The 11262-nt window shown below is 53.4% G+C and carries 10 protein-coding genes; 7 read left to right on the forward strand and 3 right to left on the reverse strand.

Annotation, left to right across the window (positions count from 1 at the left end):
* Positions 1–42 precede the first annotated feature (42 nt).
* On the reverse strand, positions 43–1104 hold the full coding sequence (locus A3850_RS15220) for a S1C family serine protease (RefSeq protein ID WP_076639961.1): 1062 nt from the start codon (positions 1102–1104) through the stop codon (positions 43–45).
* A 129-nt stretch (positions 1105–1233) separates the two neighbouring features.
* On the opposite strand from A3850_RS15220, the gene A3850_RS15225 reads away from it, so the two are divergent.
* Both A3850_RS15225 and dapF read left to right on the forward strand, forming a co-directional pair.
* Positions 1234–1506 carry a hypothetical protein gene (locus tag A3850_RS15225; RefSeq protein ID WP_157501257.1) on the forward strand — a complete coding sequence of 91 codons (273 nt, stop codon included), beginning with the start codon at positions 1234–1236 and terminating at the stop codon, positions 1504–1506.
* On the forward strand, positions 1506–2324 hold the full coding sequence (dapF, locus tag A3850_RS15230; RefSeq protein ID WP_068218328.1) for a diaminopimelate epimerase: 819 nt from the start codon (positions 1506–1508) through the stop codon (positions 2322–2324). Before A3850_RS15225 ends, dapF begins: the two co-directional genes overlap by 1 nt.
* A 2-nt stretch (positions 2325–2326) precedes the next feature.
* Here the strand turns inward: dapF and A3850_RS15235 are convergent, their stop codons facing one another.
* Positions 2327–2995, reverse strand: coding sequence for a bifunctional 2-polyprenyl-6-hydroxyphenol methylase/3-demethylubiquinol 3-O-methyltransferase UbiG (locus A3850_RS15235; protein WP_068218332.1), 669 nt, complete (start codon positions 2993–2995; stop codon positions 2327–2329).
* Positions 2996–3123: 128 nt separating this feature from the next.
* Here A3850_RS15235 and A3850_RS15240 point away from each other — a divergent pair, with 128 nt between their 5' ends.
* The 5 genes from A3850_RS15240 to tilS all read left to right on the forward strand — a co-directional run bounded on the left by A3850_RS15240 (position 3124) and on the right by tilS (position 10076).
* Entirely contained in the window at positions 3124–4143 is a 1020-nt protein-coding gene (locus A3850_RS15240) for a Smr/MutS family protein (protein WP_068218335.1), read from the forward strand.
* Between the two features lie 90 nt (positions 4144–4233).
* On the forward strand, positions 4234–5019 hold the full coding sequence (locus A3850_RS15245) for a flagellar motor protein MotB (protein WP_068218338.1): 786 nt from the start codon (positions 4234–4236) through the stop codon (positions 5017–5019).
* 402 nt (positions 5020–5421) lie between these two features.
* Positions 5422–7974 carry an alpha-glucan family phosphorylase gene (glgP, locus tag A3850_RS15250; RefSeq protein ID WP_068218341.1) on the forward strand — a complete coding sequence of 851 codons (2553 nt, stop codon included), beginning with the start codon at positions 5422–5424 and terminating at the stop codon, positions 7972–7974.
* Between the two features lie 125 nt (positions 7975–8099).
* On the forward strand, positions 8100–8705 hold the full coding sequence (locus tag A3850_RS15255) for a tRNA-(ms[2]io[6]A)-hydroxylase (RefSeq protein WP_068218344.1): 606 nt from the start codon (positions 8100–8102) through the stop codon (positions 8703–8705).
* 6 nt (positions 8706–8711) lie between these two features.
* Positions 8712–10076: a tRNA lysidine(34) synthetase TilS gene (gene tilS / locus A3850_RS15260; RefSeq protein ID WP_068218347.1), complete on the forward strand. Its 1365-nt coding sequence runs from the start codon at positions 8712–8714 to the stop codon at positions 10074–10076.
* 72 nt (positions 10077–10148) lie between these two features.
* Here the strand turns inward: tilS and A3850_RS15265 are convergent, their stop codons facing one another.
* The gene (locus A3850_RS15265) at positions 10149–11207 is read right to left on the reverse strand and encodes a T9SS type A sorting domain-containing protein (RefSeq protein ID WP_068218350.1); all 1059 of its coding nucleotides are present in this window, start codon (positions 11205–11207) and stop codon (positions 10149–10151) included.
* Between the last annotated feature and the right edge of the window lie 55 nt (positions 11208–11262).

Here is an 11262-nt window from a genome sequence, read left to right on the forward strand (position 1 = left end):
GGGTTGCCTCTGCCCAACGCAAGGTCAGCGTTTTGGTTATTCCTATTGCTCCACTTCCGGAGACAAATTGAAGTTGTGCATGTCGTCTCCCACCAGCTTCGCGCGTTGGGCGGGTTCGTTCCCACCAAGCGTTACGCGAACGCTGCGGTTACGTTTTGCCCGCCAGTAGGCCAAGCGTACGGATGCGCCGGGTTCATACCTACTCAGCACCTCTTGCATTTGCTGCGCACTTTGTACGGAGATCCCGTCGATTGAAAGTAGGATATCGCCAACTTCTAGTCCGCTGCGCATCGCCGCTTCTCCGGCAATGAGGCGCTTCAGGATTACCCCTTTTGCCCGCTGCATGCCGGCCGTTCTGGCCTGGGCGTCATTCACGGTTTGTACGTATACTCCCAGGGTGGCGCGGCGCACCTCACCGTAATTCTTTAGATCAGACAGAACGCGTTTAGCCAGGTTACCGGGGATGGCAAAATTAAAGCCTTCGTGGCGGCCGCTCTCGCTTAAGATAGCGGTGTTGATACCAATTAGCTCGCCACGGTCATTGACCAGTGCTCCCCCACTACTCCCCGGGTTCACGGCGGCGTCCGTTTGCAGAAAGCTTTCAATCCTCGCCTCCCCACGCAAAGCATCAATACTGCGGCCCCTGGCGGATAGAATGCCCGCCGTTACGGTGGAACGTAGACCAAACGGGTTTCCGATGGCCAGCAGCCAATCACCAATCTGTAGGCTATCACTATCACCAAAAACGGCACTGGCCAGCAGTTCATCCGCCTCCACCTTCAATAAGGCAAGGTCAGTATCTAAATCGCTACCGATCACCTCGGCCCATAACTCCCGGCGGTCGTAAAGGGTCACTCGAATTCGCTCGCTCCCATCAATCACGTGATGGTTTGTGGCAATGTATCCTGCCTCGTCGACAATGACACCGGAGCCCTTAGTTGAGCCATGACTCGCTACACCTATTCCTCTGATGGACACCACCGTAGGCAAGATGGCTTGCACGCTTTTAGTGAGTGAAGGCCTTTCAATTTGATTGCTCACGTAACTTAATTCGGGCGCTGCCGCAGGTGCGAGGTAAGTTTGGAACAAGAATGCGCCAGACATTCCGGCTAGTAAGGACCCAAGAAATAGAAGGAGAACCAGGCGTAATTTCATGTGGTGGACAAACGAAACGGATTCCCATGATGTTGCCGCGGAGAACGACAAACCAGACCTCCCTCTTCCACCGTACTTTTGCAAGCAGAACAACTCTTCATGGCCACTACCCCACCCGATGCAGACAACAAGGATCCCTACGACGGGGAGTACATCGGCAATATTTTCGGCTGGAAGATATCAATGATCGGTTTAGCAGTGATCCTTTTCTTCACCGCCCTGGCCGCCTATCGTCATTACAGCCTTGACGTTCCCATCGGCTTTGATGACCCACTGGAAAGCGAAGAGGAGAAATCGAAGTACGCACCCGCGCCCAACCGATCGGACACTACCCAAATTAACAACAACTGATGGCTAGCTTTACTTTCTACAAGTACCACGGTGCGGGTAACGACTTCATCCTTTTCGACGACCGATCTGGCAATATCCATCCGCAGTTTGACCAGCCTGCCATCGCCAGCCTCTGCCACCGCCGTTTCGGAATTGGGGCCGACGGAATGATCTTCCTCCGCACGCATACCGAGCATGATTTTGAGATGATCTACTACAATGCTGACGGAGCCCCCAGCTCAATGTGCGGTAACGGTGGCCGGTGCATCGTCCGCTTCGCAGCTGACCTTGGCTTGGTAAAAAACGACTGCTCGTTTATGGCCGTGGATGGTGTACATCATGCCAGCCTTCTCGATAATGGGTGGGTGAGCTTAGGTATGCTCCCGGTCGCTACTGTCAGCCAGGATGGTGAGGCGCGGATTCTCGACACGGGTTCTCCCCACTACGTCACCTTCAGCGAAGATCCATCCTCCGTCGATGTGGTCGTCAAAGGGCGCTCCATTCGCAACAGCGCTACTTATTGTGAAGAAGGTATCAATGTCAATTTCCTGGCGCGTACCGGCCCTGACCAATTGACCATCGCTACCTACGAACGCGGAGTGGAAGACGAAACGCTAGCCTGCGGAACTGGTGTCACTGCCGCTGCCATAGTGGCTGCGACTGATGATGAAGTTACGGTTGGGCAAGCCTTCCGCTACTCCGTCCGTGCGAAAGGGGGAGAACTTGCCGTCAGGGGGCAACGCTCCAACGAAGGCTTTACCGACTTGTGGCTGGAAGGGCCCGCCGTGCAGGTGTTTAGGGGCACTATAGAACCTACGAAAGTGGAGGTTCCTAAGTAGCATTACCCCTGGAAGGTCAGGGTCCAGGCCGTATAGTTGAAGATGGCTTCTTCACGTAGTACCATCTCAGAGTCGATGATCCATCCTCGTTGTCGCAGCGCAGTCCGGTAAGCCTCCGGTCCGTGCTGTTGGGGGTGTAAAGCATCACCGGGCAACGCCTTGAATATCGGGAGTAACCAAGCGTGACGGTGGACGTCGCTACTCAGAATCATCCGTGTTCCGGGATGGGCGTAGGCCGTTAGTTGGTCCAGCGCCGTTGACCAATCCGCCACGTGATTGATAGCATTAAAGCAATAGATCGCATCGAACTTTAGGTCTTCTGGTAAGCGCTGTTCCAGGGGCTGCTGGTAAAAGGAAACTTCTGGGTAATTGCCCTGGTCGAAGATATCCAGCGTGCCTGCATAAGTATCCAGTAAGGGATCCAGTGCCACCACTTGCTCTACTGAGCGTAGATGAATGAAGATGCCGGCGGGGCCACAACCAGCGTCCAGCACCTGACGACCTTTGACCGTTTCCCAGTTGAGGTCATCCAATAGACTTTGCCAGTAGCGACGTTTATCGGCGAGGTAGGCTTCGGGAGACTTATTCTTCAGGTACCGTTGCCACCACTTACCCTCCAGGTACTGGGCCAGTTTCCACCTTGCTTTGCCGTAGCGTTCACTTAAAGTCATCCGCCGCAAGGTAGGAACGACAACTAGCTTAGGATAGGCATCATCCCCATTATTTAGCAATCGTGTCAACTCCCTCTTCCCCATTCTAACCCGGCAGTGACCTACCTTGCGGGACAAACCATTTATGTATGAATTTCGAGGTAGACCAACGGGTGAGGATGAAGCGAACGGAGAACGTCGGTACCGTCACGCTTGTCCTGCCCGGAAACCTGGTGCAGGTTAAGTTAGATGGTGGGCTCGGTCACATCCCCATCCCCGCTGAAGCACTTGAATTGGTTTCACCGCCTAAGCCCAAGCCCGCCCCACCCGTGGTGGTACAACGTACGGTCAGCAAGGCCGTCCTCCACGAGGAAAACGGCGTCCAGCTCGCATTTGACCCACAACTTAACAATGAGGCAGAACCCGTGGCTTACGAAGTTTACCTGCTCAATAGTACCAGCCATAAGATCATCTTTGAACTGAAGGCCCTCACCGGCAGTAATCAACGTTGGAGCAAATCCAGCATTCTGGAGCCCAACAGTAAGAAGCGATTGGAAGCCATCGAGTACCGCTGGCTGAACGAAAAGTTATCTCTTGAGCTCGACGTCAGGACCGTCAACGTTGGTGGTACCGGGCCCAGGCACTTTGAAAAGGTCCGCGTCAAGCCAAGCCAATTCTTTGGTAAGTACGTGGACGTCCCTGAACTCTACCGTGAGGCCCACCTCTATCCGGTCTTCAGCCGTTTAGACTCAACGAACACCGCACCCGCGGCAGCGCCCCCTAATACCGGAAGCCTCAAGGAACTTACCCGAAAACACCTGGCGAGCAAACCTAAACCGCAACCCAAAAAGCAACTCACGCAAACGGATATTCGGGAACGATTGGAGTTTTCCGAAACGTTGGATCTGCACCTCACCGCATTGGTAGAAGATCCCGCAGCCGTACCCAAACATGAAGTTTTGCAACTTCAGTTAAAAGAATATGATGAGTACCTGGACCGCGCCCTACGGTTGGGTGTCGACAGCGTATTCATCATTCACGGAGTTGGCAACGGCGTACTGAAACGTGCCATCCATAGCCGTCTTCACCGGACAAAATTCATCCGGGAATTCAAGAATGAATTCCACCCCAAGTATGGATTCGGGGCTACTGAGATCATTTTTGACTAAGATCGCCGCTGCCTATTCTGAATGAAACCTGCCGTTCTTGTGCTAAACCCACCGCAATGGGCGTTATTGCATCCAGAATTTGATACCACTATGAAAAATACCTATTTTTTACTGTTTTTGCTCGCCATCGGCCTGAGCAGTTGCAACCAGGGCAAAGTAAAAGAACTCGAAGTGAAGCTGAACTCCAGCGAAGAGCAACGAGAAATGTTGACCACGCAACTGGAAAGCGTACAGCGGACTAACGGTGACTTGCTGGCCCGTATGGAAGACCTCTCCGTCATCAGTAAAGAAGGAGCCACGAGCATCCGGGAAAGCCTGCAGAGCATCAGCGGGCAAACCAGCTACATCACCGAACTGAACCGGTCAATCGCTCGCAAGGATAGCCTGAACATGGCACTCGTCATGAACCTGAAACGCTCCTTGGACAACATCAATGATGACGACGTCCAGGTAGAAGTACGGGGTGGAAAAGTGCACGTCAGCATCAGCGACAATCTGTTGTTCGCTTCCGGTTCCGCGCGCGTAAATGCCGCCGCAAACAAGGTCTTGCAAAAGGTCGGCCTGGTGCTGAACGACCACCGTGACCTCAACATCATCGTAGAGGGGCATACTGACAATGTCCCCGTCCGTGCTAATGGCATCGCCGATAACTGGGATTTGAGCGCAAAACGCGCCACGGCCGTGGTGCGTACCCTCGTTAATCAGTACCAGGTAGACCCTGCGCGCCTTTCCGCCGCTGGCCGCGCGGAGTACGACCCCCGCGGTGATAACAGCACGCCACAGGGCCGCGCACGTAACCGCCGGACTGAAATCGTCATTACCCCTAGCCTTGACGAATTCTTTGACCTCGCCAAGCAGCAGGGAATGCAGGGCTAGGCCATTGCTTGTAATCAGTTATTACAATGCGCGTCCGAACAGTAGTTTGGGCGCGCATTGTCATTGGTAGCACCCAATCGTTTGCGAATTCGGACCGAATTCACGTTATTTGTCGAGCTTTCGAGCGATGGTGCGATTTGCATTAGGCAGTGAGTCAGGGCATTACCGACTTAGCTGTGCTTCCACTTCGCGGGGAATCCCCCACCCTACGCTCGGATTAGCGCCGCATTAGTTACTGATGGTCACGACGGCTGATCGTTGGCGGCATTTCACTCAAATCATTCCGGACTACTACAACATAGGTTACCCTCACTGGGCGCCTGCCAACGGAGCTACGCTATTAAGCGGTTGTTCTTGTCGTCGATCATAACAGTTAGTCCGCCTTTTCCCCAATTATACTTTATGCTAACTCAAACCAGTCAGGAGATGAAGCTTAAGCGCATCTTCATCAAAAGTCAGCTCCCCGAAAAACTTGCCTTTCTGCAAACCCTCAGCCACAATATCTGGTGGTCCTGGAATGCAGACGCGCAAGAGTTGTTCCGGTCAATTGACCCCGAACAATTCGTCGCCCTGAACTACAACCCGGTCGCACTGCTGGAAAGCGTTGACCCCTCCCGCTTGCTTGAACTCTCCCAGGACAAAGCCTACCTGAAGCAGGTAGCCGCCGTGAAGAAGAGTTTCGAGAAGTACATGGCCGTCCCCAAGAAGAAAGGGCCAAAACTCGCCTACTTCAGTATGGAGTACGGGCTGCACATCAGTCTGAAGTTGTACAGTGGCGGCCTCGGCGTACTGGCGGGCGATTACCTCAAGGAGGCGTCCGATAGTAATGTGGAGCTGTTCGGCGTAGGCCTCCTCTACCGCTATGGCTACTTCAACCAGGGCCTGAGCATGAACGGTGACCAAATTCACCTCTACCCACCCCAAAAGTTCACCCAGCTACCGATCCAGCCCGTACGCGGAGCCGACGGTAATTGGTTAAAGGTGGCCGTCCCCATTCAGGGGCGGATCGTCCAGGCCAAGATCTGGAAATTACCCATTGGCCGGATCAACCTGTACCTGCTGGACACCGACCACGAGGACAACAGCCAGGACGATCGCGCGCTCACCCACATGTTGTACGGTGGCGATAACGAGCACCGGCTAAAGCAGGAAATTCTGCTGGGCATCGGTGGCGTCCGAGCCATTGAAGCGATGGATCTGCAACCGGAGGTCTACCACCTTAACGAAGGCCACGCTGGTTTCCTAAGCATTGAGCGTCTCAAGAATTTCGTGGACACGGGCATGGACTTCAAGGAAGCCAAGGAAGCCGTTCGCTCCAGTAGCCTGTACACGACCCACACACCCGTCCCGGCCGGTCACGACCACTTCCCGGAGCACATGATGCGGAACTACCTGTACAACTACGCCGGTGACCTTGGAATCAGCTGGGAAGACTTCATCGCGTTAGGCAGAACTAACCCACACGATGCTGGTGAGGACTTCAATATGTCCAAACTATCCATCGCGCTCTCCCAACGCGTGAATGGCGTTTCCAAACTGCACGGGGAAGTCAGCCAGGAAATGTTTACCCCGCTCTACCCAGGATACACGGCCGAAGAGGTCCACATCGGTTACGTCACCAACTCAGTCCACTACCCTACCTGGATTGCAAACGATCTCCACAAACTTTACAGCACGGAGTTTGGCAAGGATTGGGTAGCTGACCAAAGCAACCACGACATCTGGCGGAAGATCCACAAGGTCGACGACAAGAAACTCTTCAGCGTGCAGCAAAACCTGAAGACGCGTTTGCTCGACTACGTGCGTGAAAAGCTTCAGGTCGATATGCAACGCCGTGGGGAAAGCCCCCGGATGATCTTTGACATCCTCAGTAAGATTGATAACGAGGCGCTCGTACTGGGCTTCGCCCGACGCTTTGCCACCTACAAACGGGCCACCCTACTCTTCCAGAATGAAGAGCGCCTGGAGAAGTTGGTCAACCGCACCGGCCAACCGGTCATCTTCCTCTTCGCGGGGAAAGCCCACCCCGCCGACCAGGGTGGTCAGGATTTGATCCGTCACATCATTCATATTTCTAAAAAGCCACAGTTCGCGGGTAAGGTGATCTTCCTGGAGGACTACAACATGGAGATGGCCAAGTTCCTCACTCAGGGTGTCGATATTTGGTTAAATACTCCGACGCGCCCACTAGAAGCCTCCGGAACTTCCGGTATGAAGGCCGCCCTCAATGGCCGCCCGAACTTCTCCGTCCTCGACGGTTGGTGGGCCGAAGGGTACCGCCCGGACGCTGGTTGGGCGCTCCCGCTCGAGCGTACCTACGAAGAGCAACACCTGCAGAATGAGTTGGACGCAGAGGTGATCTACCATACTATGGAAGAGGACATCATCCCTACTTATTTCGACCGTGACAAGTCCGGTATCAGTAAGAAATGGATGGGCTACGTCAAGCAAATCATTGCCGAGGTGGCTCCCACCTTCACGATGAAGCGCATGATGGACGACTATTATGACCGATTCTACTTCCCCCTCGGGGAAAGTGAGCAAGCTTTCAGCAAGGAGAACTACCAGCCTGCCAAGGACCTGGCTTCGTGGAAAGCCAACGTGATCGAAAAATGGGAGGGTATTCGCGTACGTGAAAACAACTCCTTCGATAGTGTCAATCACGCCCTGCCAGTTGGCGAAACCTTCACGGCTAACCTCCTGGTGGACCTAAACGGCCTCAGTAGTGAAGACGTCACCCTGGAAGCTTGCTTCTACCACCGGGCTGACGACGGTAAGGTTACCCTCAAGCGCGCCGACTCCTTCAAGGTCGCTCCCGCCCAGGACGGCGCTTATAAGTATACCCTGGACGTCGATCCGCAACTTGCCGGCGTTTACGAGTATGGTTTCCGCCTCCGCCCCACCCATCCGCTGATGCCACACGCTCAGGACCTGAACCTAGTTTACTGGTTATAATACAAATTCGAAATAAATGAGGTGATGGCCCGTAAGCAGTAGCTTGTGGGCCATCGTTTTACCCGGCGCTCTCTACGAGCGGTAAGCTGGGCCACTTAGTATCTTTGCCACCAAAGCAACTACCCATGGAAAGCGCGGCCACCGTTCAAATGCTGAACCTCCAACTCCCTACGGATCCCCGTTGGGTGAACCTTGCGGAAATGGACCTCGCCGAGATTCTCACCGACCATGCCTATTGCGAGCAAAAGGCAACCACCAGTTGCATTTCTCTGGTACAGGGTTACCCTGATTACCCGGAGCTCGTTGCTGAGGTTGCTCCCGTGGTCACCGAAGAATGGGGTCACTTCCGGATGGTCCTGCACGAACTGGACAAACGTGGGTTGAAGCTCGGTCGGCAGCGAAAGGACGAGTACGTTAACGGCCTCATGAAATTCCTCCAAAAAGGAGGAGGGCGCGAAAAAGCCCTCATGGAGAAGTTGTTGCTCTGCGCACTCATCGAAGCCCGCAGCTGTGAACGCTTTCGCCTGCTGAGTCTCTACTGTGCAGACGCGGATCTGCGTGCCTTCTACCACAAGTTCATGGTGGCCGAGGCAGGGCACTACGTGCTGTTCATCGAATTGGCCCGCAAATACTTTGACCGCGCTACCGTCGACCAACGCTGGGCGGAATGGTTGGCCTACGAAAAGGAGTTGCTGGAAACCATGGAAGTCCGCGGAGACCGGATGCACTAAGCGCACATGCCGTCCTTCACCGATCGGGTACTCACCCACATTTCTGAAAATCACCTTTTTACCCGCGCAGATCGCTTACTGCTAGCAGTCAGTGGCGGCGTCGATAGTATGGTGATGGCGCATCTGCTGCACGCTAACGGTTTCAACATTAGCCTGATCCACGTTAACTACCAACTTCGCGGTAGTGAATCGGACGCTGACGAGGAGTTCGTACACAATTGGGCGCTGGCGCAGGATGCCAAGCTATGGACCAAGCGAGTGGATTTAACTCAAGAAAGAAGAAATGGCGAAAGCATTCAGATGGTCGCCCGCAGAGTTCGGCGTAGGTATTTTGAGGAAATTCTGGATGAGTATAACTACGATTACCTACTGACCGGACACCAACTGAACGACCAACTCGAGACACTACTCATCAATCTTATCCGCGGAACGGGAATTCGCGGCTTTGCTTCTCTTAAAGCCAGCAACGGCAAATACCGTAGACCGCTACTTTCGGAATTAAGCGATGACGTAGTAAGCTATGCGAATGAAACAGGTTTAGTTTGGCGCGAGGATAGTAGCAATTCTTCCGATAAATACTTGCGCAATAAGATTCGTCATCACCTCTCTCCCCTACTCTTTGAACTGGGTATGACGCGTCAAAGCCTGGTAAATACAAATCGGCATTTACAACTCGCACGCCGGCTATTCGAAGACCAGGTTGGGGAACTAAAGCACCAGCTCATCCGCACTGTTGAGAATCACACCTATCTAAAGCTACCGGTCCATCGGTCGATGCAGGAGCAGCTAGATCTGGTCCAAGAGTTACTCGGTGAATATCCGTTTGTGCGGGAGCAATACCGACAAGTGTTGGCGAATACTTCCTTATCTCTAGAGGAAGGAGGCTGGTTACTCAGTAAGCAGGGTGAGCTATTGCTGCTTCAGAAAATGCCAACCAATGTTTCGTTAACTAATGCGTCGGAGACTATCACTACGTTGCCCGCGAGGATTAGCTCTGCAGGAATTGAATACCAACTGCATCTAGTGGACCGGCCAGATAATCTGACCTCGTCTGATGTCCAGTATTTATCGCCCGCAGCCTGTGGATACGATGTGAATCAACCACGCTGCTCAATCCAGGTCACTCCGAGACATACGGGTGAAAAACTTCAGCCTCTAGGCATGTTCGGGCAGCAGAAGACGGTAAAGAAAGTGCTTCAAGAATTGGGGATTCCCCCGCAGTTACGCAGCGCATTATCTTTTCTTAGGAACAGTGAAGGTCATATCCTAGCTCTGCCTGGTTTCTTGATCACTCATGCGGGCCAGGTTCGATCCACAGATGTGAAGGTCATAAGCATCACCCTCAAAAAAAAGATGCCCGACTCAAATTGAGTCGGACATCCTAAAAACCTACTTCAAGAATGTAAGCGGGTCTGCGCACCTGAGTACGCTTACCACAAATTCTTATTCAATCACGACACGTGTGCTTACTGTCTGATCTGCGTTTTGCAACCGCAGTTGATAGATACCAACTGGGTAGCCCGCAATAGATTCGGTAGAGACGGAACCGGCACTGATTGTCCACTGGACAACCTGGCGGCCCGCAGCATCGTAAAGCGCGGCGCGAACGGGGGCATCACCCCAGCCCTGGCCAAGCTTAACGTTAAGATTTGAAGAAGTCGGGTTTGGGTAAACTGCCACTTCCGCCTGAATGGCGCCCTTGTACTGGACAACCACGATGGCGTTAAGGTCATTTACCGTACCGTCAAGATCGGTCTGGATCAAGCGGTAGTAATTCGCTCCCGTAACGGGGCTTTCATCGATGTACTCATACGTAGCACCGTACTCTGCATCTTCGGCACCAGCCACTTCAGCAACGGTGATGAACTCACCCGCATCATTCGCACGCTGGAGGGTGAAGAAATCATTATCGAGCTCGGAAGCCGTTGCCCAATTTAAGCGGATGCCATCTTTTACGGCGTCTCCAGTGAAGGAGGTCAACTCGACGGGAAGGAAAGCCAGTACCTCCATGAAGGTTGGTAAACCTGGCATTACGGGCATTACCTCAGTAAAGTTTCCACTGTTAGTCTCAAATCCATTAACGAAGGTCTCGTTCCCGGTTTGCGTAGAGGCTTCCCACAAAAATTCGGCAGGCTCACCCGTGTTGTCGTCCAGAACGTAGTGGTACATGCCTTCAGAACCATCAAAGTAGATTAGGTGGAAGAATTGATTGCCGGCGCCACCGGAAGGTGGATCAATGGTGGGAATAGCTACGATACCCATGCCTGACGCATCAGCACCCCCCTTACCAAGGAAGGAAAAGGGGTCTGCCACGTCAACGGCAGCGATGGAGTCTTGACCAGACATTTCAGGTTGGTCAACGCCGGATATACCGACTGCGGCAACTAAAGCATCAACGCTGGCCTCCCAATCATCGTATCCCGGGAAGGCTGACTGACCGCTAACGTTACCAGCAGACAAAAGGCAAACGGCAAATAGTAATGTGTAAAATTTCAATTTCATGCAAAGTGTGTTTATGCAATTGGAGGGGCGGGGATTATTCTCCGCCCCTCCGCTT

It is taken from the genome of Lewinella sp. 4G2 (assembly GCF_001625015.1).
Taxonomy (GTDB): Bacteria; Bacteroidota; Bacteroidia; order Chitinophagales; family Saprospiraceae; genus Neolewinella.

Excerpts from the sequence above, each read along its gene's own strand:
- A3850_RS15235 (WP_068218332.1), bottom strand. The coding sequence starts at position 2,995 with ATGACTTTAAGTGAACGCTACGGCAAAGCAAGGTGGAAACTGGCCCAG.
- tilS (WP_068218347.1), top strand. The coding sequence starts at position 8,712 with ATGCCGTCCTTCACCGATCGGGTACTCACCCACATTTCTGAAAATCAC.
- A3850_RS15265 (WP_068218350.1), bottom strand. The coding sequence starts at position 11,207 with ATGAAATTGAAATTTTACACATTACTATTTGCCGTTTGCCTTTTGTCT.
- A3850_RS15220 (WP_076639961.1), bottom strand. The coding sequence starts at position 1,104 with ATGTCTGGCGCATTCTTGTTCCAAACTTACCTCGCACCTGCGGCAGCG.
- dapF (WP_068218328.1), top strand. The coding sequence starts at position 1,506 with ATGGCTAGCTTTACTTTCTACAAGTACCACGGTGCGGGTAACGACTTC.
- A3850_RS15240 (WP_068218335.1), top strand. The coding sequence starts at position 3,124 with ATGAATTTCGAGGTAGACCAACGGGTGAGGATGAAGCGAACGGAGAAC.
- A3850_RS15245 (WP_068218338.1), top strand. The coding sequence starts at position 4,234 with ATGAAAAATACCTATTTTTTACTGTTTTTGCTCGCCATCGGCCTGAGC.
- A3850_RS15255 (WP_068218344.1), top strand. The coding sequence starts at position 8,100 with ATGGAAAGCGCGGCCACCGTTCAAATGCTGAACCTCCAACTCCCTACG.
- glgP (WP_068218341.1), top strand. The coding sequence starts at position 5,422 with ATGCTAACTCAAACCAGTCAGGAGATGAAGCTTAAGCGCATCTTCATC.